The 20,049-nt window shown below is 44.7% G+C and carries 35 protein-coding genes and 2 pseudogenes; 4 read left to right on the forward strand and 33 right to left on the reverse strand.

Translation table 11 applies throughout. The annotated features are described in order from the left end of the window. The coding region (locus tag BW944_RS12890; RefSeq protein WP_143525718.1) for an IS3 family transposase at window positions 1–144 on the forward strand (144 nt) is incomplete at its 5' end. A gap of 298 nt (window positions 145–442) precedes the next feature. Here the strand turns inward: BW944_RS12890 and BW944_RS12895 are convergent. After that, on the reverse strand, window positions 443–742 hold the full coding sequence (locus tag BW944_RS12895) for a type II toxin-antitoxin system RelE/ParE family toxin (protein WP_076560356.1): 300 nt from the start codon (window positions 740–742) through the stop codon (window positions 443–445). A gap of 2 nt (window positions 743–744) precedes the next feature. Further along, the gene (locus BW944_RS12900) at window positions 745–1,128 is read right to left on the reverse strand and encodes an AbrB/MazE/SpoVT family DNA-binding domain-containing protein (RefSeq protein ID WP_084193757.1); all 384 of its coding nucleotides are present in this window, start codon (window positions 1,126–1,128) and stop codon (window positions 745–747) included. Window positions 1,129–1,421: 293 nt separating this feature from the next. Here BW944_RS12900 and BW944_RS14930 point away from each other — a divergent pair, with 293 nt between their 5' ends. After that, window positions 1,422–1,790, forward strand: coding sequence for a PDDEXK family nuclease (locus BW944_RS14930; protein WP_234983183.1), 369 nt, complete (start codon window positions 1,422–1,424; stop codon window positions 1,788–1,790). A 280-nt stretch (window positions 1,791–2,070) separates the two neighbouring features. On the opposite strand, the gene BW944_RS12910 is transcribed toward BW944_RS14930, so the two are convergent. Then, window positions 2,071–2,337: a helix-turn-helix domain-containing protein gene (locus BW944_RS12910; RefSeq protein WP_076560358.1), complete on the reverse strand. Its 267-nt coding sequence runs from the start codon at window positions 2,335–2,337 to the stop codon at window positions 2,071–2,073. Window positions 2,338–2,987: 650 nt separating this feature from the next. After that, window positions 2,988–4,067, reverse strand: coding sequence for a diguanylate cyclase (locus BW944_RS12920; RefSeq protein WP_200806526.1), 1,080 nt, complete (start codon window positions 4,065–4,067; stop codon window positions 2,988–2,990). Between the two features lie 148 nt (window positions 4,068–4,215). On the opposite strand from BW944_RS12920, the gene BW944_RS12925 reads away from it, so the two are divergent. Further along, a complete protein-coding gene (locus tag BW944_RS12925; RefSeq protein WP_076560360.1) occupies window positions 4,216–4,440 on the forward strand; it encodes a hypothetical protein in 225 nt (74 codons plus the stop codon). Between the two features lie 588 nt (window positions 4,441–5,028). Here the strand turns inward: BW944_RS12925 and BW944_RS15090 are convergent. The 3 genes and pseudogenes from BW944_RS15090 to BW944_RS12935 all read right to left on the reverse strand — a co-directional run. Continuing rightward, a complete protein-coding gene (locus tag BW944_RS15090) occupies window positions 5,029–5,181 on the reverse strand; it encodes an XtrA/YqaO family protein (protein WP_159438267.1) in 153 nt (50 codons plus the stop codon). Window positions 5,182–5,461: 280 nt separating this feature from the next. Then, on the reverse strand, window positions 5,462–5,641 hold the full coding sequence (locus BW944_RS12930) for a LexA family protein (protein ID WP_076560362.1): 180 nt from the start codon (window positions 5,639–5,641) through the stop codon (window positions 5,462–5,464). Between the two features lie 4 nt (window positions 5,642–5,645). Beyond that, window positions 5,646–5,771 (reverse strand): annotated as a pseudogene (locus BW944_RS12935) (RusA family crossover junction endodeoxyribonuclease); the annotation flags it as partial. On the opposite strand from BW944_RS12935, the pseudogene BW944_RS12940 reads away from it, so the two are divergent. Further along, a pseudogene (locus tag BW944_RS12940) lies at window positions 5,768–5,980 on the forward strand (tyrosine-type recombinase/integrase); the annotation flags it as partial. The pseudogenes BW944_RS12935 and BW944_RS12940 overlap by 4 nt on opposite strands. A gap of 95 nt (window positions 5,981–6,075) precedes the next feature. On the opposite strand, the gene rpsI reads toward BW944_RS12940, so the two are convergent. The 26 genes from rpsI to rpsQ form a co-directional block, all read right to left on the reverse strand. Then, window positions 6,076–6,468 carry a 30S ribosomal protein S9 gene (rpsI, locus tag BW944_RS12945; protein ID WP_076560364.1) on the reverse strand — a complete coding sequence of 131 codons (393 nt, stop codon included), beginning with the start codon at window positions 6,466–6,468 and terminating at the stop codon, window positions 6,076–6,078. Between the two features lie 21 nt (window positions 6,469–6,489). Continuing rightward, window positions 6,490–6,927 carry a 50S ribosomal protein L13 gene (rplM, locus tag BW944_RS12950; RefSeq protein WP_076560366.1) on the reverse strand — a complete coding sequence of 146 codons (438 nt, stop codon included), beginning with the start codon at window positions 6,925–6,927 and terminating at the stop codon, window positions 6,490–6,492. Window positions 6,928–7,108: 181 nt separating this feature from the next. Further along, entirely contained in the window at window positions 7,109–7,849 is a 741-nt protein-coding gene (gene truA / locus BW944_RS12955; RefSeq protein WP_076560369.1) for a tRNA pseudouridine(38-40) synthase TruA, read from the reverse strand. Between the two features lie 5 nt (window positions 7,850–7,854). Further along, complete coding sequence (locus BW944_RS12960) at window positions 7,855–8,652, reverse strand: energy-coupling factor transporter transmembrane component T family protein (protein WP_076560371.1); 798 nt, start codon at window positions 8,650–8,652, stop codon at window positions 7,855–7,857. Next, entirely contained in the window at window positions 8,645–9,517 is an 873-nt protein-coding gene (locus BW944_RS12965; RefSeq protein ID WP_076560373.1) for an energy-coupling factor ABC transporter ATP-binding protein, read from the reverse strand. The genes BW944_RS12960 and BW944_RS12965 overlap by 8 nt, the downstream gene beginning before the upstream one ends. After that, window positions 9,493–10,329 carry an energy-coupling factor ABC transporter ATP-binding protein gene (locus BW944_RS12970; RefSeq protein WP_076560375.1) on the reverse strand — a complete coding sequence of 279 codons (837 nt, stop codon included), beginning with the start codon at window positions 10,327–10,329 and terminating at the stop codon, window positions 9,493–9,495. Before BW944_RS12970 ends, BW944_RS12965 begins: the two co-directional genes overlap by 25 nt. Window positions 10,330–10,457: 128 nt before the next feature. Beyond that, window positions 10,458–10,814 carry a 50S ribosomal protein L17 gene (gene rplQ, locus BW944_RS12975; RefSeq protein WP_076560377.1) on the reverse strand — a complete coding sequence of 119 codons (357 nt, stop codon included), beginning with the start codon at window positions 10,812–10,814 and terminating at the stop codon, window positions 10,458–10,460. Between the two features lie 39 nt (window positions 10,815–10,853). Next, window positions 10,854–11,798, reverse strand: a complete 945-nt coding sequence (locus BW944_RS12980; protein WP_076560379.1) for a DNA-directed RNA polymerase subunit alpha — start codon at window positions 11,796–11,798, stop codon at window positions 10,854–10,856. 179 nt (window positions 11,799–11,977) lie between these two features. Further along, window positions 11,978–12,370, reverse strand: a complete 393-nt coding sequence (gene rpsK, locus BW944_RS12985; RefSeq protein WP_076560381.1) for a 30S ribosomal protein S11 — start codon at window positions 12,368–12,370, stop codon at window positions 11,978–11,980. Between the two features lie 24 nt (window positions 12,371–12,394). Next, window positions 12,395–12,760 (reverse strand): 30S ribosomal protein S13, encoded by a 366-nt coding sequence (gene rpsM / locus BW944_RS12990; RefSeq protein WP_076560383.1) that lies wholly within the window; start codon window positions 12,758–12,760, stop codon window positions 12,395–12,397. 20 nt (window positions 12,761–12,780) lie between these two features. After that, window positions 12,781–12,894, reverse strand: coding sequence for a 50S ribosomal protein L36 (gene rpmJ, locus BW944_RS12995; protein ID WP_076560386.1), 114 nt, complete (start codon window positions 12,892–12,894; stop codon window positions 12,781–12,783). A gap of 32 nt (window positions 12,895–12,926) precedes the next feature. Next, window positions 12,927–13,145 carry a translation initiation factor IF-1 gene (gene infA, locus BW944_RS13000; protein WP_076560388.1) on the reverse strand — a complete coding sequence of 73 codons (219 nt, stop codon included), beginning with the start codon at window positions 13,143–13,145 and terminating at the stop codon, window positions 12,927–12,929. Next, window positions 13,123–13,458 carry a KOW domain-containing RNA-binding protein gene (locus BW944_RS13005; protein ID WP_076560389.1) on the reverse strand — a complete coding sequence of 112 codons (336 nt, stop codon included), beginning with the start codon at window positions 13,456–13,458 and terminating at the stop codon, window positions 13,123–13,125. The genes infA and BW944_RS13005 overlap by 23 nt, the downstream gene beginning before the upstream one ends. Before the next feature lie 212 nt (window positions 13,459–13,670). After that, window positions 13,671–14,321 (reverse strand): adenylate kinase, encoded by a 651-nt coding sequence (locus tag BW944_RS13010; RefSeq protein ID WP_076560391.1) that lies wholly within the window; start codon window positions 14,319–14,321, stop codon window positions 13,671–13,673. 37 nt (window positions 14,322–14,358) lie between these two features. Then, the gene (secY, locus tag BW944_RS13015) at window positions 14,359–15,651 is read right to left on the reverse strand and encodes a preprotein translocase subunit SecY (protein ID WP_076560393.1); all 1,293 of its coding nucleotides are present in this window, start codon (window positions 15,649–15,651) and stop codon (window positions 14,359–14,361) included. Next, window positions 15,651–16,091, reverse strand: coding sequence for a 50S ribosomal protein L15 (gene rplO, locus BW944_RS13020; RefSeq protein ID WP_076560395.1), 441 nt, complete (start codon window positions 16,089–16,091; stop codon window positions 15,651–15,653). Before rplO ends, secY begins: the two co-directional genes overlap by 1 nt. A 28-nt stretch (window positions 16,092–16,119) precedes the next feature. Then, on the reverse strand, window positions 16,120–16,302 hold the full coding sequence (gene rpmD / locus BW944_RS13025) for a 50S ribosomal protein L30 (protein ID WP_076560397.1): 183 nt from the start codon (window positions 16,300–16,302) through the stop codon (window positions 16,120–16,122). 17 nt (window positions 16,303–16,319) lie between these two features. Next, window positions 16,320–16,817 carry a 30S ribosomal protein S5 gene (gene rpsE, locus BW944_RS13030; RefSeq protein WP_076560399.1) on the reverse strand — a complete coding sequence of 166 codons (498 nt, stop codon included), beginning with the start codon at window positions 16,815–16,817 and terminating at the stop codon, window positions 16,320–16,322. A 20-nt stretch (window positions 16,818–16,837) separates the two neighbouring features. After that, on the reverse strand, window positions 16,838–17,200 hold the full coding sequence (gene rplR / locus BW944_RS13035; RefSeq protein ID WP_076560401.1) for a 50S ribosomal protein L18: 363 nt from the start codon (window positions 17,198–17,200) through the stop codon (window positions 16,838–16,840). Window positions 17,201–17,229: 29 nt separating this feature from the next. Continuing rightward, the gene (gene rplF / locus BW944_RS13040; RefSeq protein ID WP_076560403.1) at window positions 17,230–17,766 is read right to left on the reverse strand and encodes a 50S ribosomal protein L6; all 537 of its coding nucleotides are present in this window, start codon (window positions 17,764–17,766) and stop codon (window positions 17,230–17,232) included. A 30-nt stretch (window positions 17,767–17,796) separates the two neighbouring features. Continuing rightward, entirely contained in the window at window positions 17,797–18,195 is a 399-nt protein-coding gene (rpsH, locus tag BW944_RS13045; protein WP_076560405.1) for a 30S ribosomal protein S8, read from the reverse strand. A 29-nt stretch (window positions 18,196–18,224) separates the two neighbouring features. Further along, a complete protein-coding gene (locus BW944_RS13050) occupies window positions 18,225–18,410 on the reverse strand; it encodes a type Z 30S ribosomal protein S14 (RefSeq protein ID WP_076560407.1) in 186 nt (61 codons plus the stop codon). 25 nt (window positions 18,411–18,435) lie between these two features. Next, window positions 18,436–18,975, reverse strand: coding sequence for a 50S ribosomal protein L5 (gene rplE, locus BW944_RS13055; RefSeq protein WP_076560409.1), 540 nt, complete (start codon window positions 18,973–18,975; stop codon window positions 18,436–18,438). A 27-nt stretch (window positions 18,976–19,002) separates the two neighbouring features. Then, entirely contained in the window at window positions 19,003–19,314 is a 312-nt protein-coding gene (gene rplX / locus BW944_RS13060) for a 50S ribosomal protein L24 (protein ID WP_076560411.1), read from the reverse strand. A 39-nt stretch (window positions 19,315–19,353) separates the two neighbouring features. Beyond that, complete coding sequence (gene rplN, locus BW944_RS13065) at window positions 19,354–19,722, reverse strand: 50S ribosomal protein L14 (protein WP_076560413.1); 369 nt, start codon at window positions 19,720–19,722, stop codon at window positions 19,354–19,356. A gap of 42 nt (window positions 19,723–19,764) precedes the next feature. Further along, window positions 19,765–20,028, reverse strand: coding sequence for a 30S ribosomal protein S17 (rpsQ, locus tag BW944_RS13070; RefSeq protein ID WP_076560414.1), 264 nt, complete (start codon window positions 20,026–20,028; stop codon window positions 19,765–19,767). Window positions 20,029–20,049 lie beyond the last annotated feature (21 nt).

The following is a 20,049-nucleotide window of genomic DNA, read 5'->3' on the forward strand; positions in this document are numbered from 1 at the left end:
TTCATCTATGGTGAAACTTTCGAGACGCTTCAGGAGTTAGAGCTGGCCTTATTTGATTATGTCCACTGGTACAATAACATCCGCATTCACGGGACATTAGGCTACCTCACCCCGGCCGCTTATCGCCGGAAACACCTTAATTAAACTGTCTAGTTTTGTGTTGACAATCCATGAAGAACTGGAGACAGTAAGTTCTTACGTGGAAGAGAGGGAAGAAGAATTACGCCTTTTATGTAATATGGAAGTGCCTGAATGGGTAGACATGGAATCCTCGTAGAGAATCAGGAAATATCTATAGGAGAAGGCTCTTCAAGGAAAGAATCGTTTGCATCCCCTATTTTGTTTAGCGAATATCGATTGTTCCCTTATATTTATGTAATATCAAAAAAGAAGGAAGACGATGCTGCCGTCTTCCGTGGGTGAATTTTATGTATGCTATTCACTATAAGTACCGTTTCAGTTCCTTGTAAAACTGTTCCCGCGTACCTGCGTGTAGAATAATGACAGTATTTCCATCATCGTCTTCGTCAATCGTATACGCCAGCTCGTACCCTGTTTTGTTATGGCGGATGTCATACCCGTAGACCCCTGCGAGGTCCCCTGTTTTCGGTTCGCCCGCCTGATAGGGGTCTAAGCGTATGGTCTCGATCGCATCTTCATACTTACCTTTGAGCTGTTTGTCTTTAATTTTCTTAAAAAACTTTTTGGCCGGATTCTGGACTCTCAGTTTCGCTTTTTCCATGGCTATTCGTCCTCTTCGAACAGGTCCGACACAGAATCCACGTCCTCTGCGTTTTCCTGAGCGTCCTTGATCCACGCTTCGACTGCAGGACGTATATTGTTCTTCCGACGGTTGAATTCCTGGAGCAGTTCATCCCCTCCGTATCCTTCATCGATCAGGTCCTTCAGGATAAACTCCGAGAAGTCGTCATTGTTTTCTCGCACTGGGGTGATAACAATTTTATTCCCCTCCAGCTCGATATTCGCTTCGGTATCCATTTCAAGATAATCGTAATATTCTTTCGGGACGGTGATTTGGCGTTTGTTGGATATAGCTATACGGCGCGACTTTTTCCTAGGTCCTTGAGCCATATCTCCACTCCTCCTTACAGTTTCCTCTATAGCCATCAGTATACCCCTCCTTCTTCCAAGTATTCACGTTTCCCTAGAAACGAGAAAAATCATTTCTTTGTTTCTAGGATTCCTTGTTATAATTATAATACTATTGTATAGGATACGCAAATGCTTCCCGCGATGAAACAGCATTTGAAGGGATAAAGGTAAGAAACTACAACATCCCACCCAGCAGGTAAAAAAAACCGGATGCACGCTTCAGGTATTGTTTTCCATAGAAGAAGTGCTCTATGATACGCTTATAGTAAAGAAGACTTTTACCGTTAGGATGGAAGGAGAAGAGACTTATGTATAAAATCAATGGTGCTCAGGTAGAACCCGTGGATCCTGATACCTTCGCTTCCCTTCAGTGGAAAGAGAATGACATCGAAGAGTTAGTGAGAAAAAATATCGAAATGATCTGTGACGACGAAGAATCCATGTTGATTGTAGGAAAACAAGTACGAAATGAAAGTTCTGGTATTAGTGATCTCACTGCGATTGACAACAATGGAAGCCTGGTATTGATTGAAATTAAATGGGATCGTAAAGATATCCTTCGAAACCATCATCCTTCAACAATTGCCATATACGTTTGGCAGTCCTTCGGTATTTTTTCTTTTTCTTCAAGTCATCCTTCAGCCATTCATCAATCGTCGGCTTTACGGGATCCATGACGGGGGCTGGTTGATTCTTTTTTGTTTTGACCGAAGGACGAAATGTTTCCTGATCTGCGTACTTCTTTACCGTGCGGACATCCGTATTCGTCCTTCTGGCCACATCCGAGTAGCTGCATCCTTTTTTGTTTACTTCTTTCCTGATATACTTAATGTCAGTCACTTCTAACATCTCCTTTACGACCTCCTGTCCTTAATTGGTTGCACAACAGGAAGTCTATTGATTTAAGGGATCGTTAGCAAGTGGCTCTTTTTTACGCTTTTTGCCTTCTTTGACAACCTACATAGAAGGACTGCCGAATCTTACATTTTCATACTGCCATAAACAGTTCTCACACGTTTGATGTTCCTTCGTCGCTTGAGCCATTTGTTTATAAGGGTTGGCTCTGCGAATCTTACACACCAGGTTATATTTCTTCATAATACGCCGGATGCGTTTGTGATTCATCACGATGTGTTCGGTGTTCTCCATGATCATTTTGATTTGGAGAGCTCCGACTTTTCCCTGGTGTTTATGGAATATCTTTTTGATGATTTGATAATCCACCTCCCCTTTCTATTCTCTCTTTTGACGAGCATCCTCTGCATTCAACCAGTTATAATAGCCTGATCGACTCACCTTCGCGATCGTACAGAAATACTAGATTAAATGGGGGAATCGATGAGTTCGCACCACTTGTTCAATGATTTGAAGTTTCTCTGATGTCGTTATTTCTTCTTCGACTGCCTTTCGTGTTCGTCGAGCTTTTTTACGAAGTCCAATTCTGCCTCTAGATACGCAATACGCGCTTCTGCCTTCTTCAATTTGTCTTCGAAAGATAGGTCTTTCGAAGAAGCTCGTACTGACGCTCCTTTTCCACGTCGCTCCGTTTAAAATCCTTCTTCTCCGTATTTCTCGAATGTCTTGCGCCAACGCGTTACACACTGTCCGTTTTTTTCTGCCAATCACCGCCATGTCGAACCCGTGGTCCACAAAAATGTGATAAGGACTTTACCCTTCCTTGGTTATCCGAGATCATAAAACACAAAAACCCCGAATAATGGACACTTTTTTTATTCGTGTCCATTATTCGGAGTATAGTTCAGTTGATGAGACCCTTTTTTCTTTTTACACAATTATATGGACTCAATAGTTTTGAGTAGAAAAGAATTTACTCTATTCGACCGTTATTGTAGATTATCAGGAGATAGGAGGTTTTAAGCTATGCAAACCCTGTTCCTACCTCCTTTTTTAGCTTCGTAAAGGGCGGCATCGGCATCACTTATCAATTCAATTGTACTTTCCGTAGTCTCTCTATAACAGGCTAAACCGATGGAGACAGTAACATGAATCGTTTCCCCTGTAGTCAAGGAAAATGGATGTATTTCAACGTTTTCACGAATACTTTCACTGATCTGTTCAGCCCGTTCTGTAGGGCAGTCCAAAAGAATGACCGTAAATTCTTCACCACCATTCCGACTGACAACATCAAAGGAGCGGACGGTATTCTTAAGGATTTCTCCCAATTGGATGAGTACCTGATCCCCTTCCTTATGGCCGTACGTATCGTTGACTGTTTTGAAATGGTCTATGTCTATGAACAGAAGAGAGAGCCGTTCGTTTTTTTGTTTGGCTTGTGAACTGACTTGATTGAATGTCTCATCGAACTTGCGGACATTATTGAGACCGGTAAGCGCATCCGTAGTTGCTTCGGACTTGTAATTATCTAACACCTTTTGGTTCTTTCGAACGTATTCGATGATATAGAAGGAAGTGAACCCTGCAGTATATGATAAAATCCAAAAGGAAGGCGCCAAAACTAACATAATATTCAAATCCCTTATAAGAAAACTGATGATCACGGTGAAAATGATATTAGAAGCCGTTAGGGCAGTAGAAATTTTTATGCTTCTTCTTACATTCATTAGATTAGACAGAACGGTAGCACAAGTAATGAGAATAATCATAATCAAAGCAGCCAGGGAAGAAGGGTTAACTCCAATCATAAAACGCCCTGTTATGATAAGGAACATGGTGATGATTCCGGGGAGAGTACCGCCGTAATAAGTAGCAACGATTAATGGTACATGTCTTAAGTCAACGATTGTCTCGCCAAAATCCATGCTATATTGCATTAAAACATTACTTAATACTCCTGCTAACAACCCTGCAATTATTTTTCTAGAAACCGAGGATGAGGTCTTGAGAGGGGAATCACTTGTTACTTGTGTGTAAAGAAATAAAGTTGTAACTAATATTGCTAGATTGGATATCAAATCTTTAATAATCAAAATCATCACCTCAAAAAATATAAGACTAGTAAAACACATACATCATACAGGTCCTGTCAATAGGTTTGTGTAAAAGCTCTTGAAGACAAAAAAAGAGATAGGGTATCCTCATAGTTAACGACCAAATCAACTAATAAAGGAGATGCCCTAACCAATGTCTACAAGTATAGGACAAAACAACCTCGAAAATCAATGGGAAGATATGGTCCGTTCCTTCGTTCAGGAGAAGCTGGAAACGATCATGAAGGAAGCCCTGAACTTCACGCTATATTTGAGACGCGTTATGGATCCCAAACTGAAAGGGAGAAGGGGGATGAATCTTTCCCCCGAGGGTCGCCCTACTGTTTTACACAAACCTATTGACGATACCCTGTTATAAGCAACCACAAAACCTAAGCGTATTTTTCCTTATATAATTTAACTTCAGCAATCTTATATAAGCACTTAAATTTTCCTAAACTAAACCTAATTCAGATTACTAAAGCATCTTGAGCAATATATGATTTGTTCAGAACCCCAGGCTTTTAAAAGAGCATACCCATTTGTCTTTTTCGGTGTAACAATAATTGCCATCTCCTCATCTTTTTCAACTTCTCTTCCGCAATTTTTGCAAGTAAACTTATCGCCAATAATAAGTATCCATCCTCTCGATAAAATTCTTATTTAGTAACTTATTAGCTTTCCCTATTAATTACGTGTGAATTAAGAAATCAGTTTCACAATCCAAATTATCTCAAATTCAATTCTTCAACTGGCCTGCCCTATACTTAAAAACTCAGTTCCAAGATAAATGCTGAATGAAATGAACCTAGATAGTAAATAATTAACAATCACTAAATGGTTATACATTTCATATTATCAATTCTAATTCCGATGATCATTAAATATTCAGCACTCTATTTATCATAATCACGGTTCATAACTTTGGAGTTTTGACACCGATGAGCTGATGTGATAACTAATCAGTTTAAAACTCTTCCCCCTCATCAAACTTCACCAGCTTCACTTTCCCTTGCTGAGTAATCACCTTCGTCTCCCCATGATCTGGAAAAATGGTGATTTTTTCTTTTTCATTACAGTATACAACACAGAAAGGGGAATTTCCTTCCGGCAAATCCATTTCCAGGTTAAGTTTCCTTCTTCGATCGTTGCATCGACTTTGTTCAATCGCATTGAGCAGACCACCTATGATATAATAATAAACAGGGAAATTGGTCGAGGGCGCTGCTCTCGGCTTTTTTTATTCACTCACTTAAAATCCTTCAATTCTGCTCTCTTCACCCAGAACGCCTCACCCCCCAAGTATCACGAGACCCTCCTGGCCTTTACCGATCTGCTTCATCTGCTCTATAATTCGCTTTGCCTCATCCGCATTCGGGCTCAATGCCCGGGGCGACTTCTTATATTGCTTTGGATGCCCCCTTATCTATAAGCTTCTGCACATGCCTGTGAACCGTAGAGCTACTCTTGATACCTAAACCTTCCCCTATTTCTCTGATAGTCGGAGAGTATCCATGCGTGGCTCTGTGTTCTTCGATATAGTTCGTGACATCCTCCTGTCGTCTCGTCAGACTTTTCATCCAATCAACCCTCCAGTTCCAATACCTCTACTTCGATGCGCGGTCGCTCGCTATAAAGCTTCTGAACTGTCAGCTGAACGACTTGACTATCATCTTTCCAGATTACTTTGTTCAGACCGTCCTTGAATCCTCGACAAACATAATCTTTCCCCTATAACGGTTCACGGCTTTCGTCACACGCACGCTTCTCTCTTATTTGAAGCAGGAGTATCTATCAAAGAAGTCCAGGAACGATTAGGACATCGAGACATCCAGACCACAATGAATGTTTAGGCTCACGTTACCGATGCTTCGAAGAATAAAAAGGCTAATCTGTTTGCTCAATTTATAGACCAGTAAGAACGTAAGTGGTCACGAATGTGGTCATTTGCCCATTTCAGGCATAGAAAAAGCCCTCTTCCCGTGAAAGGGAAAAGGGCTTGAAGACTGCCATATTAACGCTTGGAGAACTGTGGTGCACGACGTGCTTTCTTAAGACCGTATTTCTTACGCTCTTTCATACGTGCGTCACGAGTCAATAGACCAGCGCGTTTCAGTGGTGTGCGGTATTCAGGGTCCGCTTCTAGAAGCGCACGTGCTACACCATGACGGATCGCACCTGCCTGACCTGTGAATCCACCACCATCAACGTTTGCATAAATGTCGTAGTTGCCTTCTGTTTCTGTAACAGCAAGAGGCTGCTTCAGAATTACACGAAGAGTTTCCAGTGGGAAATATTCCTGTGCATCGGTTTTATTTACGATTACTTGGCCGGTTCCTGGGACTAGACGTACACGTGCTGTAGACTTTTTACGACGTCCCGTACCGGAGTACTGTACTTGTGCCACTATTGATTGCCTCCTTTATTATTAGCCGCGAAGTTCGTAAACTTCTGGTTGTTGTGCTTCGTGCTTATGCTCTGATCCAGCATAGACATGAAGTTTCATGCCCATTTTACGTCCAAGGCTTCCTTTTGGCAGCATGCCTTTGATGGATTTCTCCAGCATACGCTCAGGGAATTTCTCGCGCATTTCGTTAGCGGAGCGAACTTTCAGCCCACCTGGGTGGTTGGAGTGACGATAGTATTTCTTATCCTGCCACTTGTTTCCTGTAAGTTCGATTTTTTCTGCATTAATAATAATTACGTTATCACCAGTATCAACGTGTGGAGTGTATGTCGGTTTGTGCTTTCCGCGAAGGATAGAAGCAACTTCAGTGGATAGACGTCCAAGTGTCTGTCCTGCAGCGTCCACCACATACCATTTGCGCTCCACGTTTGCTTCATTAGCCATGAATGTCGTACGCATGTAGGTTTCCCTCCTAATTTTCATTAAAACTTTACTCTGATTTCGATTTATATTTCAATACGATTAGTTTCCGGGGCTAATCGTGGTATAGAAATAAAATGCCACAAGATATAATATAACAATTTTACACCGAATGTCAAGAGGCACACCAGGATTCGTTGCTTTTTTCTTAAATAATTCTTCAGTAGGTCACTTCCCATAAAAACAGCCCATGACCGGGTGTCGTGAATCCGGCAAGCCTCCGGTTATGTTCCTCTAGAGCACGCGGAATCGTGTCGATTTCTTTTTTTCCCGCTCCGATTTCAAGCAGGGTCCCCATCATGATCCGGACCATATTATATAAAAAACCGTCTCCCCGTACGATGAACTCCAGTTCGTCCCCATGCTGGTTCAACTCGGCCCGGGAGATGGTCCGTATTTTATTCCCTTTCAGCGTCGTTTTCGCCGAACAGAAGGCGGTGAAGTCGTGCTTTCCTTCAAAAAGCTTCACGGCCTCCAGCATTTTTTCCACATCGAGCTTCCGGGGATAATGAAAGACCATACCTCGCCGGAAGACATCTCTCGTCTTTGCAGCTTTCACGTAATAACGATACTCTTTCTCTTCCACATCGAACTGGGCGTGGAAATCTTCAGGAACATATTCGGCGCTCTTCACGTAAATATCACTCGGCATCAATGTCTCCAACGCCCGTACCCAGCGATTTTCAGGAACGTCCAGGGACGTATCGAAATGGAAGACCTGCCCTTTGGCATGGACTCCTGAATCCGTCCGGCCGGAAGCGATGATCCGTACTTCTTTTCCTTTATGCATCGTCTTCAAAGCTTTTTCGATTTCTTCCTGCACGGTCTTCCCATTGGGCTGGATCTGATATCCGCAGTAATTGGAGCCGTCATATTCAACTACACATTTCACTCGTGCCATACTTGTCACATCCTTGTTCCTATCGTAGCCGCTACAATCATCAGAAAGAAGAAGAAAACGAAATAATCTTTTCTGTAAAACACGAGCGCCCGGATTTTCGTCCTTCCTTCTCCTCCCTGATATCCTCTCGCTTCCATGGCCATCGCCAGCTCCTCAGCACGTTTGAATGCGCTGACGAACAAAGGTATCAGTAAAGGGATGATCGCACTCATACGGTCTTTCAGGGACCCTGTACGGAAGTCCACGCCGCGGGAGGCCTGGGCTTTCGATATTTTTTCCGCTTCCTGCATCAGGGTCGGGATGAAACGGAGAGAAATCGACATCATAAGCGCCAGCTCATGCACCGGAAAACGGAGCTTCTTCAACGGGTGCAGCAACGCTTCGATCGCATCCGTGATTTCTATCGGAGACGTCGTCAGCGTGAGCAGCGATGTGAACAGGATCAGCAGGAAGAAACGCAGGGACAGGGTCCCTCCCTGAATGAGAGATTCTTCATAAAACGGAAAACCGAGCAGGGTGAAAAGGATATCTCCCTGTCTCGAGACGAAGAGATGAAGAAGAAACGTAAAAATGATCAGAAACCAGACCGGCTTCAGTCCTTTCGCTACGAAAGAAAGCGGCACTCTTGTAGCCAGAGCGGTCCCCACAGCGAAAGCGGTAAGAATACCATAGCTCCACACGGAATTAGCAAAGAAAACGACTATGACGAAAAAGAAAATGACGAGAATTTTCGTCCTCGGATCCAGTCGATGAATCAGAGAATTCCCCGGGACATACTGCCCGATGATCATCGAATTATTCATAGTCGTCCCTCCTTTCCAAACGGAAAGCTAATTCCTTTGCTAATTCAGCAATGGGCTGCTTTTCATAGTTGATGGAAATACCGGTACGTTTTTCTACCTTTTCGAGGAATTCAAGCACTTCCGGCACATCGAGCTGCACCTGTTTGAGTTCTTCCTTGCGTTTGAACACTTCGAGTGGTTTCCCCTCCATAAACTTCTTCCCGTCGTTCAATATCACGACATCATCCGCGTACGTAAGCGCGTCTTCCATGCTGTGCGTGACAAGCACGGTCGTAAGCCCTTCTCTTTCATGAAGAGTGTAAAACATCTCCATCATTTCCTTCTGCCCTCTCGGGTCAAGTCCTGCGGTCGGCTCGTCCAACACGAGAACTTTCGGTTTCATTGCGAGAACACCTGCAATAGCCACCCTTCTCATCTGTCCGCCGCTCAAGTCGAACGGAGACTTCTCCCTCACATCTTCTGTGAGCTGGACAGCTTCCAGGGCGTTTGTCACCCGCTCCTCGATCTCCTTCTGTTCGACACCGAAATTCTTCGGGCCGAAAGCGATATCCTTTTCCACTGTTTCCTCGAACAACTGATGCTCCGGATATTGAAAGACGATGCCGGTCTTTTCCCTGAGACTTCTCAGGTTCTTGTTTTTCTTTCCGGCTTCCATGACGAAATCCCCGACTTGCACAGATCCCTCCGTCGGCTGGAGCAGAGCGTTGACATGCTGGATAAGCGTCGATTTTCCTGAGCCGGTATGACCGATGACCGCTGTGTAAGAACCCGAGGGAACGTGCATGGAAAGGTCCTCCAAGGCCTTGAATTCAAAGGGAGTACCCGGACTGTATATAAACGTTACTTCGTTGAATGTAAGTTCCATAGTTCCTCCACCATTTCCTCATGATTTAATGGTTCTCTGTCGAAAGAGATCCCGTGCTTTTTCATTTCCTGGGTCAGTTTCGCTACAAACGGAACATCGAGCCCGATCGTAGAGAGTGCGTCCTTATGGGCGAATACCTCCCGCGGCGTGCCCTCGAACCATACTTCCCCCTCGTTCATAACAATGACACGGTCTGCGGCTACAATTTCGCGCAGATCATGGGTGATGGTTATCAATGTCAGGTCGGAATGCTCCTGGACTTCACGTACGGTCTCCAATATATCCTGACGGCCTTTCGGGTCCAGCATAGCGGTCGCTTCATCGAGCACCATATAATCAGGGGCGACTGCAAGTACACCTGCAATAGCCACACGCTGTTTTTGTCCTCCCGACAACCTATGGGGCTCATGTTCTTCATAACTTTCCATCTGCACGTCTCTAAGGACCTCTGCCACCTTCTCGAGCATCACTTCACGCGGAACTCCGTGATTTTCCATACCGAAGGCGATATCATCCCGTACTGTTGTGCCGACAAACTGGTTATCAGGGTTCTGGAACACCATACCGACTTTCTTCCTGATCTCCCATACATTGTCTGTGTGTATTACCGACCCGTCCACACTCACATCCCCGCTTTCGGCGAAGAGAAGGCCGTTCATTAATTTAGCGATCGTCGATTTCCCGGAACCGTTATGTCCGATGATAGCTACCCATTCTCCTTTATCGATGAAAAAATCCACATCTTTCAATACAGGCGGAGCATCCTCCTGATAGCGAAAAGTCACATCGCTGAAATCGATTCTCTCTCTCATCTCTACCTGCCTCCCCTTCGCAATTTCCCGGGAAATACCGCCGGGAACATCCGGTTTCTCACACAAAAAAAGGGCTGGAGTGACCTCACGAATGAGATTCCGTCCTGCCCTTTCGCCATTATCTGCCTTTACACAAGCTCGATAATCGCCATTTTTGCGCCGTCACCTTTACGTGCATCGAGTTTCAATACACGAGTGTAACCACCCTGACGGTCTGCATAGCGCGGACCGATATCAGAGAACAGCTTCTGAAGAGCAGTCTCAGCTCCTTCTTCATCCGCATCCTGTTTGTAAAGGAACGACTCTGCCTGACGTCGTGCGTGCAAGTCGCCACGCTTACCAAGTGTAATCATTTTTTCAACGACCGAACGAAGTTCTTTCGCTTTTGCTTCTGTCGTTTCCAAACGTTCATGAACAATCAGATCAGTTGCCAGATTACGCATCATCGCAACACGGTGATCTGTTTTACGACCTAGTTTTCTCATCGATAACCCTCCTTTTCCGATCTTCCAAAGATTTATCCGTTAGTCTTCTTTACGAAGTCCAAGGCCAAGTTCGTTGAGCTTGTACTTAACCTCTTCTAACGATTTACGACCAAGGTTACGAACTTTCATCATATCGTCTTCACTCTTATTCGCCAATTCCTGAACCGTATTGATACCGGCACGCTTGAGGCAGTTATAAGACCGAACCGACAAATCCAGTTCTTCGATAGTCATTTCAAGGACTTTTTCTTTTTGGTCTTCTTCTTTTTCAACCATGATTTCCGCATTTTTCGCTTCATCTGTAAGTCCGACGAAGATGTTCAAATGCTCCATATACACTTTCGCCCCTAAAGAGATTGCCTCTTCCGGGCGAATGCTTCCATCCGTCCACACATCAAGTGTCAGCTTATCGTAGTTGGAAATATGCCCGATACGGGTGTTCTCCACCTGATAAGTCACACGGGACACAGGGGTGAAGATGGAATCAACCGGAATAACTCCGATCGGTAAATCATCGTGATTGTTCCCTTCAGCAGGGCGATATCCACGACCGCTTTCAGCTGTAATACGCATACGCAATGTCGTATTGTTATCAAGCGTAGCAATATGAAGGTCCGGATTCAACACTTCAATGTCACTGTCATGAGTGATATCAGCAGCGGTCACTTTTCCTTCACCCTGGACATCGATTTCCAAAGTCTTCTCTTCATCAGAATAAATCTTCAGAGCAAGTTTCTTCAGATTCAAAACGACAGTAGTCACGTCTTCCATGACGCCTTCAATAGTAGAAAACTCATGGAGAACTCCGTCAATTTGTACAGATGTCACAGCGGCACCGGGAAGTGAGGATAGTAGGATACGACGCAAGGAGTTACCTAGTGTTGTACCATATCCACGCTCAAGCGGTTCGACGACGAATTTACCAAACGTAGAATCATCGCTGATTTCCACCGTTTCAATGTTTGGTTTCTCTATTTCGATCATTTACACACAAACCTCCTTCAAAACGTCGAAACCCCGGCCAGACAAATAGTCCAACCGAAATTCCTCAGGCAGGCAGCCCCTCTACCAGTAAACTGCATCTCTAAGGTCAAATGCATGGCTGTTATTAGTGATTATAACCCTCTCAACAAGAGGGAGACAAAAACAAATTCGGACTACAATTACACGCGACGACGTTTCGGTGGACGGCAACCATTGTGTGGAACCGGAGTCACATCTCTGATTGCAGTGATTTCGATACCTGCAGCCTGAATCGAACGGATAGCCGCTTCACGACCGGCACCAGGGCCTTTGACTGTTACTTCAAGGTCTTTCATACCGTTATCCATAGCATCTTTCGCAGACGTTTCCGCAGCCATTTGTGCAGCGAAAGGTGTGGATTTACGAGAGCCTTTGAACCCGAGTGTTCCGGCACTGCTCCAGCTGATTACATTACCTTGTACATCAGTGATCGTTACGATTGTGTTGTTGAAAGTAGAGCGAATGTGCGCGACACCACTCTCCACATTCTTTTTCACGCGTTTTTTACGTGTACGAGTGTTCTTACGTGCCATAATCATACCTCCTTTTTTGAGTTATTATTTACGCTTGTTAGCTACAGTACGACGAGGGCCTTTACGAGTACGGGAATTGTTCTTCGTTTTCTGTCCGCGTGTTGGAAGACCACGACGGTGACGAAGACCACGGTAAGAACCGATCTCGATCAGACGCTTGATGTTAAGGGATGTCTCACGACGAAGGTCCCCTTCAACATTGTACTTGCTTACTTCATTACGAACTTTTGTCAATTCATCTTCAGTTAGATCACGGACACGAGTAGATTCATCTACTCCGGCATTCTGAACAATTTCACTTGCCAGAGACTTGCCGATTCCGTACACATACGTCAATGAAATAGAAATTCGTTTATCACGAGGAATATCAACACCTGCTATACGTGCCATAACGCGCACCTCCTTTTATATTAGCCTTGTTTCTGTTTGTGTTTCGGGTTACTACAAATAACCATCACTTTTCCATTACGGCGAACAACTTTGCACTTTTCGCACATCTTCTTTACAGAAGCCCTTACCTTCATCATTCATACCTCCTTTTAGATCGGAGCTCATTCTATTTATAACGGTACGTGATCCGTCCTTTAGTAAGATCATACGGTGACAGTTCAACCGTCACTTTATCACCAGGTAAGATCCGAATGAAGTTCATACGGATTTTACCGGAGACATGCGCGAGCACAGTGTGCCCATTTTCCAGTTCCACTTTGAACTGAGCGTTCGGCAATGTCTCTGTTACGGTTCCTTCAATTTCAATTACATCGTCTTTCGCCATCGAGTTGATCTCCCTTCGCTAAATCAGTCACCTGTTCACTGATATATTTACTCACAGCAAATCTCAATTTGCCATTTGTGACGCGACCTGTTTCCTGAAGGCTATGTTGGACTTCCGGAGAGACGAAGCTGGTACAGGATACGTGCTGCATATTTTTCTTCTTTGGCCTGTCATATTTCCTCTTCTCTCCGTCAGCAAGTAATACGGATCCATCATCAGCTATTTCGATGACGATTGCGTATTGTCCTGCTTCACGTCCACGCTCAATACGAACAACTTGACCTATTCGCGGACTCGATTCCGATTCACTCAAAGTACGATCACCTTCATTTAAAGTATTAAACACGGTAATCGCGTCGGAGAAGGATTACAAGCTTCCGCCGTTTCGCATTACCAATTTCGGACACTAACTTTGAACATAACAAGGAACAGTTCATTTATCAAGAGAAAAGTTTCATCGCTTTGTAAAGAGTCAGTGTTTCTCCTGTGGTAATCCTATTCCCCTGAGGTTTTATGCTCAACCATTCAGGAGAGACGTTGAAGTCTGCTATCGATGTCCACAAATACGTCATCGATATCTTTATCCCCTTCAACCGTAGCGAGATACCCTTTCTCTCCATAAAAGTCGAGTAGAGGCTGAGCCTGTTCGACGTTTACGGCGAGGCGGTTCTTCACGGTTTCCGGCTGATCGTCTTCTCTTTGGATAAGAGAAGCGCCGTCCTGGTCACATTTTCCTGGCGTTGCCGGAGGGTTGAACTGTATATGGTACGTTGCACCACATTCAGGACATACTCTTCGGCCTGTCAGGCGTTCCACCAGTTTATTTTCGGGTACGCTGATATGAAGAACGTAATCAAGGGAGGTCTCCATGTCCCCGAGCAGATCCTCGAGCGCTTCCGCCTGCTCCAGTGTGCGCGGGAAGCCGTCAAGGAGAAACCCTTTCTTACAGTCCGGCTTGCTGAGGCGTTCACGGACGATTCCGATCGTAACCTCATCCGGAACAAGTGCCCCGTCATCCATGTACGATTTAGCTTGTTTACCTAAGTCTGTTCCTTCTTTGATCGCTGAGCGGAACATATCTCCCGTAGAGATATGAGGAATGTCATATTTTTCGACTATTTTCTCGGCCTGTGTGCCTTTGCCGGCACCAGGGAGACCCATCAAAATTAAATTCAACTTCTTCCCCTCTCTCCGTATCTTAGCTTTTCACTAATTATTTTATGAAGCCTTTATAGTGACGCTTCACCAGCTGACCTTCCAGTTGCTTCATCGTATTCAGTGCAACACCGACTACGATCAAGAGACCAGTACCTCCAATTTGAATACTTGGCGGTAATCCGGCAAGTGAACCAAGAATGATCGGTAATACAGAGACAGCTGCCAAAAAGAGTGATCCTACAAAAGTTAAGCGATACATAACACGTGTCAAATACGTCTCGGTATTTTTACCAGGACGGATGCCCGGGATATACCCACCTTGCTTCTTAAGGTTTTCGGCCATTTGTTCAGGGTTTACCTGGACAAACGTATAGAAGTATGTGAACGCAATGATCAGCGCTACATAAATGATCATACCCGGCCAGTTCTCATAATTGAAAATATATTCAATCATCGAAGCTATTTCACTATTTTCAAAGAATCCGGCTATCGTTCTCGGTGCGATGATGAAAGAAATCGCAAAGATGACCGGGATAACTCCCGCTGCGTTTACCTTAATCGGTAAATGGGTGGAATGACCACCGACAGGAGATCTGTTAACTAGGCGTTTAGCATATTGAATAGGGATTTTCCGCAATGCCTGTTGAATGAATACAACTCCTACAATGACCGCGATAATCACCAGAAGAATGAGAGCTACGATGACAAGATTGATGAACAGTTGCTCTCCTGCATCCGTTATATATTGGTCATATAGTTGGTTTACACCATTCGGAATTGCAGCAACAATACCTGCGAAAATCAAAATTGATATCCCATTCCCTACGCCATGGGAAGTGATTTGCTCACCAAGCCACATCAGGAATGCTGTCCCGCCTGTCAGTACGATAGCGATAGCTATGAACTGAACAACACCCGGATTAGAGATCAATTGACCCCCTGCCATTGCGTTGAAACCAATGGACATCCCGATAGCTTGTATAAAGGCAAGGACAATCGTTCCATAGCGGGTAAACTGAGCTAATTTCCGACGCCCCACTTCCCCCTGCTTCTTCCACTCTGCAAATTTAGGAACAACGTCCATTTGCAGTAATTGCATGATGATCGAGGCTGTGATGTAAGGCATGATCCCCATCGCGAAGATGGAGAAGTTCTGTAATGCCCCACCGCCGAATGTGTTCAGAAACCCGAACGCATTCTGTTCATCCATGAAGTTGATCGCTTCACTATTCGTAAACGGCACGGGAATAAACGCACCGATACGGAATATAATAAGCATGAGCAGGGTGAAAATGATTTTTCGCCGGAGATCACCCACGCGCATAAAATTGGAGATTGTCCGGAACATTAAATCACCTCAGTTTGACCGCCCGCTGCTTCGATTGCTTCTTTTGCGGAAGCAGAGAACTTGTGAGCTTTTACTGTGAGTTTCTTTTCGATGTTACCATTACCAAGGATTTTCACACCGGATTTAACTTTACTGACTGTGCCAGATTCAAGTAGAAGCTCCGGAGTTACTTCTGTTCCTTCTTCGAAACGATTTAAAGTCTCTAAGTTCACAACTGCATATTCTGTACGATGAATGTTCGTGAAACCACGCTTTGGCAGGCGTTGGAATAGTGGCATCTGGCCACCTTCGAAACCTGGACGGTTTTTGCTTCCTGAGCGTTGACCCTGTCCTTTGTGTCCACGACCGGATGTCTTACCGTTACCGGAAGCCATACCACGTCCTACGCGGTTACGTTTTTGACGGGAACCTACTTTGGAATGTAGTTCATGAAGTTTCATGCGAGCACCTCCTTATTGTATAGATTGATTATGCTTCTTTTACAGTAACCAGGTGTGAAATTTTGTTAGCCATTCCACGCATCGCTGGATTATCTTCCACGACTACTGATTGACGAATTTTATTTAGTCCTAGCGCTTTGACCGTGTCGCGCTGATCCTGCGGGCGACCGATGACACTGCGCGTGAGGGTAATTTCTAACTTTTGAGCCATTGTATTTCCCTCCTATCCTACAGTTCTTCTACGGATTTCCCACGAAGTCTGGCTACGTCTTCCGCACGTTTCAATTCACTTAGTCCTTTGATTGTTGCACGGACCATGTTGATCGGCGTGTTAGAGCCTAGAGATTTCGAAAGGATGTCCTGTACACCTGAAAGTTCAAGTACCGCACGAACGGGACCGCCTGCGATGATTCCAGTACCTTCTGCAGCTGGTTTCAACAGGATGTTTCCGGCTCCGAATCGGCCGTGTATCTCGTGAGGAATTGTTGTATCTTTGATTGGTACGTTTACCAAATTCTTTTTCGCATCTTCGATAGCTTTCTTGATAGCATCCGGTACTTCCTGAGCTTTCGCAGTACCGAAGCCGACGTGACCGTTTTTATCTCCAACTACCACTAGTGCAGCAAAACGGAAACGACGTCCACCTTTTACTACTTTCGCAACGCGGTTGATCGTAACAACGCGTTCTTCGAGGTCTAGTTTGTTAGGGTCAATCTTTGTACTCATACATGTCCCTCCTTTTACGATTAAAATTGTAGTCCAGCTTCACGAGCTGCATCAGCCAAAGCTTGTACACGGCCATGGTAAAGATAACCACCGCGGTCGAATACTACAGCTTCATAGCCTTTTTCTTTTCCACGTTCTGCAACGAGTTGACCTACGCGCTGGGCAGCTTCGACGTTGCCAGTCTGTTCGAGGTCAAAACCGTTGTCCATTGTCGATGCACTAGCTACTGTCGTTTCACTCACATCATCGATCAATTGTGCATAAATATGCTTGTTGGAACGATATACGTTCAAACGCGGGCGTTCAGCTGTGCCGGAAACATTCTTACGGACACGCGCATGACGCTTTTTACGCATTGTGTTTTTATCGGTCTTCGAGATCATTTGAGTCACTCCTTTCTTACCTTAGGACCTTATTTAGCTGATTTACCTTCCTTAGTACGGACAGGTTCATTTTCATAACGGATTCCTTTACCTTTGTAAGGCTCCGGAGGACGAATCGCACGGATGTTGGCAGCAACTGCTCCGACAAGCTCTTTGTCGATGCCTTTGATTACGATTCTTGTGTTCGTAGGAATTTCGATATCGATACCTTCGCGGTTCTCGATTTCTATCGGGTGGGAATACCCTGCGTTCACGACGACTTTTTCGCCCTGCTTCTGAGCACGATACCCGACACCGCGGATTTCAAGAGCTTTTTCAAAGCCTTTCGAGACACCTTCAACCATGCTGTTCACAAGGCTGCGTGTCGTTCCGTGAAGCGCTTTGTGTTCCTGCTTGTCCGATGGACGTTCAACAATCAATACGTTGTCTTCTTGTTTGATCGTCATTTCGCTGGAGATTGTGCGGGACAATTCTCCTTTTGGTCCTTTTACTACAACTGTGTTTTTATCCTGAGTGATTTCGACACCTTCAGGAATATCAATTGGTAACATACCGACACGTGACATTCAATACACCTCCTGTTCGTTTCTGAATTCTTACCAGACGTAAGCCAGTACTTCGCCGCCGATAGCCTGCTCACGTGCTTCTTTATCTGTCAAAACACCTTTTGATGTGGAAACGACTGCAATACCAAGGCCGTTAAGAACTCTTGGAACCTCGTCAGCCTGTACGTATACACGAAGGCCAGGTTTCGAAATTTTCTTAATGCCTGAGATCACTTTTTCTTCTTTTTGGCTGTACTTCATAAACAGACGAAGTACCCCCTGCTTCCCATCCTCTACTTGCTCATAGTCACGAATGAAACCTTCGCGTTTAAGGATGTCAGCAATTTCTCTTTTGAGGTTAGAAGCCGGTAGCTCTAACTTCTCGTGACGTACCATATTCGCATTACGAATACGAGTCAGCATATCTGCAATTGGGTCTGTCATTGTCATAACTTTTACCTCCTTCCCAGTCCTCGGGTTTACCAGCTGGCCTTTTTGACGCCAGGAATTTGTCCTTTATGAGCTAGTTCACGGAAACAAATACGGCACAGTTTAAATTTACGAAGTACGGAATGCGGACGTCCGCAACGTTCACAACGAGTGTATTCGCGTACTTGGTACTTTTGTTTGCGCTGTTGTTTCGCGACCATTGATTTTTTAGCCACAATTTTCCCTCCTTATAGTCAGTTCTTAGTTCTGAAACGGCATTCCGAACTGAGATAATAGTTCACGAGACTCTTCGTCTGTTTCCGCAGTGGTTACAATTACGATATCCATACCACGGATTTTGTTCACTTTATCATAGTTAATTTCCGGGAAAATCAATTGTTCTTTTACACCGAGTGTATAGTTACCGCGACCGTCGAATGCTTTCTTGGAAATACCACGGAAGTCACGTACACGTGGCAGTGACACGCCGATCAACTTCTGAAAGAATTCATACATGCGCTCTCCACGCAAAGTAACTTTAGCTCCGATCGGCATGCCTTCACGAAGACGGAACCCTGCGATAGATTTCTTAGCTTTTGTTACCATCGGTTTTTGACCGGAGATAAGTTCAAGCTCTTCAACAGCGTTGTCGAGTGCCTTCGCATTCTGCACAGCATCTCCTACACCCATGTTGATAACGATCTTTTTGACTTGCGGTGCTTCCATTACAGAATCATAGTTGAACTTTTCCATTAGGGATGGAAGAATTTCATTTTGATATTTCGTTTGAAGTTCGTTCATCGGTAAGCCCTCCTTTCGCCAGATGGATTATTTATCTAATGCTTCACCAGATTTTTTCGCGATTCGAACTTTTTTGCCGTCCTCTACTTTGTAACCGACTCTTGTCGGTTCGCCGGATTTGGGATCGATCGGCAATACGTTTGATACGTGGATAGCTGCTTCCTGAGTAAGGATACCGCCTTGAGGGTTATCCTGAGAAGGCTGAGCGTGCTTTTTCACTTCGTTGACACCTTCAACAAGAACACGTTCCTTCTTAGGGTAAGCTTCAAGTACCGTACCTTGCTTTCCTTTATCTTTACCAGAGATAACCATGACTTTGTCATCTTTTTTTACGTGCATAATTCGCGCACCTCCTTACCACGGCTTTTCATGATATTTTTATAGAACTTCTGGAGCTAGTGAAACGATCTTCATGAATTTGTTGTCACGAAGTTCACGGGCTACCGGTCCGAAAATACGAGTACCGCGGGGACCTTTGTCCTCCCGAACGATAACTGCTGCATTTTCATCAAAACGGATGTAAGATCCGTCTTTACGGCGCGCACCGCTTTTCGTACGTACGATAACAGCTTGGACAACTTCACCTTTTTTAACAACGCCGCCTGGTGTTGCTTGTTTTACCGTAGCAGTGATAATGTCACCGATGTTGGCAGTCTTACGGCCAGAGCCGCCCAATACTTTGATTGTCTGAATTTCGCGAGCACCAGAGTTATCTGCAATTTTAAGACGTGATTCCTGTTGGATCATTCTCGTGTAACCTCCCTTCGGAATACTTCCGAGTAAACTTATTTAGATAATTACTGCTTCTTCGATTACTTTTTCGAGACGGAAACGCTTAGTAGCGGATTGAGGGCGGGTTTCCATGATACGTACCACGTCACCTTGTTTCGCCTGGTTGTCTTCGTCATGAGCTTTGAATTTCTTGGAATACTTCACGCGCTTGCCATAAAGTTTATGGAATTTATACGTTTCAACAAGTACAGTGATCGTTTTGTCCATTTTGTCGGAAACTACGCGACCGGTATATACTTTACGATTGTTACGTTCAGCCATGTGAGGGTGTCCTCCTCTCAA

Origin of the sequence: Salimicrobium flavidum, from assembly GCF_900156645.1 — a bacterium.
GTDB lineage: Bacteria > Bacillota > Bacilli > Bacillales > Halobacillaceae > Salimicrobium > Salimicrobium flavidum.

Bases quoted from the DNA above. Each gene is read 5' to 3' on its own strand.
- rpsH (WP_076560405.1), bottom strand. From the start codon at position 18,195: ATGACAATGACAGACCCAATTGCAGATATGCTGACTCGTATTCGTAAT.
- rplE (WP_076560409.1), bottom strand. From the start codon at position 18,975: ATGAACGAACTTCAAACGAAATATCAAAATGAAATTCTTCCATCCCTA.
- rpsK (WP_076560381.1), bottom strand. From the start codon at position 12,370: ATGGCACGTAAGAACACTCGTACACGTAAAAAACGCGTGAAAAAGAAT.
- truA (WP_076560369.1), bottom strand. From the start codon at position 7,849: ATGGCACGAGTGAAATGTGTAGTTGAATATGACGGCTCCAATTACTGC.
- rplM (WP_076560366.1), bottom strand. From the start codon at position 6,927: ATGCGTACGACATTCATGGCTAATGAAGCAAACGTGGAGCGCAAATGG.
- BW944_RS15090 (WP_159438267.1), bottom strand. From the start codon at position 5,181: ATGGATTTGCCGGAAGGAAATTCCCCTTTCTGTGTTGTATACTGTAAT.
- BW944_RS12930 (WP_076560362.1), bottom strand. From the start codon at position 5,641: ATGAAAAGTCTGACGAGACGACAGGAGGATGTCACGAACTATATCGAA.
- rplX (WP_076560411.1), bottom strand. From the start codon at position 19,314: ATGCACGTAAAAAAAGATGACAAAGTCATGGTTATCTCTGGTAAAGAT.
- secY (WP_076560393.1), bottom strand. From the start codon at position 15,651: ATGTTCCGGACAATCTCCAATTTTATGCGCGTGGGTGATCTCCGGCGA.
- rplF (WP_076560403.1), bottom strand. From the start codon at position 17,766: ATGTCACGTGTCGGTATGTTACCAATTGATATTCCTGAAGGTGTCGAA.
- rplQ (WP_076560377.1), bottom strand. From the start codon at position 10,814: ATGAGAAAACTAGGTCGTAAAACAGATCACCGTGTTGCGATGATGCGT.
- BW944_RS12980 (WP_076560379.1), bottom strand. From the start codon at position 11,798: ATGATCGAAATAGAGAAACCAAACATTGAAACGGTGGAAATCAGCGAT.
- BW944_RS12895 (WP_076560356.1), bottom strand. From the start codon at position 742: ATGGAAAAAGCGAAACTGAGAGTCCAGAATCCGGCCAAAAAGTTTTTT.
- rpsM (WP_076560383.1), bottom strand. From the start codon at position 12,760: ATGGCACGTATAGCAGGTGTTGATATTCCTCGTGATAAACGAATTTCT.
- rpmD (WP_076560397.1), bottom strand. From the start codon at position 16,302: ATGGCTCAAAAGTTAGAAATTACCCTCACGCGCAGTGTCATCGGTCGC.
- rpmJ (WP_076560386.1), bottom strand. From the start codon at position 12,894: ATGAAGGTAAGGGCTTCTGTAAAGAAGATGTGCGAAAAGTGCAAAGTT.
- BW944_RS12925 (WP_076560360.1), top strand. From the start codon at position 4,216: ATGTCTACAAGTATAGGACAAAACAACCTCGAAAATCAATGGGAAGAT.
- infA (WP_076560388.1), bottom strand. From the start codon at position 13,145: ATGGCGAAAGACGATGTAATTGAAATTGAAGGAACCGTAACAGAGACA.
- BW944_RS12960 (WP_076560371.1), bottom strand. From the start codon at position 8,652: ATGAATAATTCGATGATCATCGGGCAGTATGTCCCGGGGAATTCTCTG.
- BW944_RS14930 (WP_234983183.1), top strand. From the start codon at position 1,422: ATGTATAAAATCAATGGTGCTCAGGTAGAACCCGTGGATCCTGATACC.
- rpsQ (WP_076560414.1), bottom strand. From the start codon at position 20,028: ATGGCTGAACGTAACAATCGTAAAGTATATACCGGTCGCGTAGTTTCC.
- rplN (WP_076560413.1), bottom strand. From the start codon at position 19,722: ATGATCCAACAGGAATCACGTCTTAAAATTGCAGATAACTCTGGTGCT.
- BW944_RS12900 (WP_084193757.1), bottom strand. From the start codon at position 1,128: ATGGCTATAGAGGAAACTGTAAGGAGGAGTGGAGATATGGCTCAAGGA.
- BW944_RS12965 (WP_076560373.1), bottom strand. From the start codon at position 9,517: ATGGAACTTACATTCAACGAAGTAACGTTTATATACAGTCCGGGTACT.
- BW944_RS12920 (WP_200806526.1), bottom strand. From the start codon at position 4,067: ATGATTTTGATTATTAAAGATTTGATATCCAATCTAGCAATATTAGTT.
- rplR (WP_076560401.1), bottom strand. From the start codon at position 17,200: ATGATCTCGAAGACCGATAAAAACACAATGCGTAAAAAGCGTCATGCG.
- rpsE (WP_076560399.1), bottom strand. From the start codon at position 16,817: ATGAGTACAAAGATTGACCCTAACAAACTAGACCTCGAAGAACGCGTT.
- BW944_RS12970 (WP_076560375.1), bottom strand. From the start codon at position 10,329: ATGAGAGAGAGAATCGATTTCAGCGATGTGACTTTTCGCTATCAGGAG.
- rplO (WP_076560395.1), bottom strand. From the start codon at position 16,091: ATGAAACTTCATGAACTACATTCCAAAGTAGGTTCCCGTCAAAAACGT.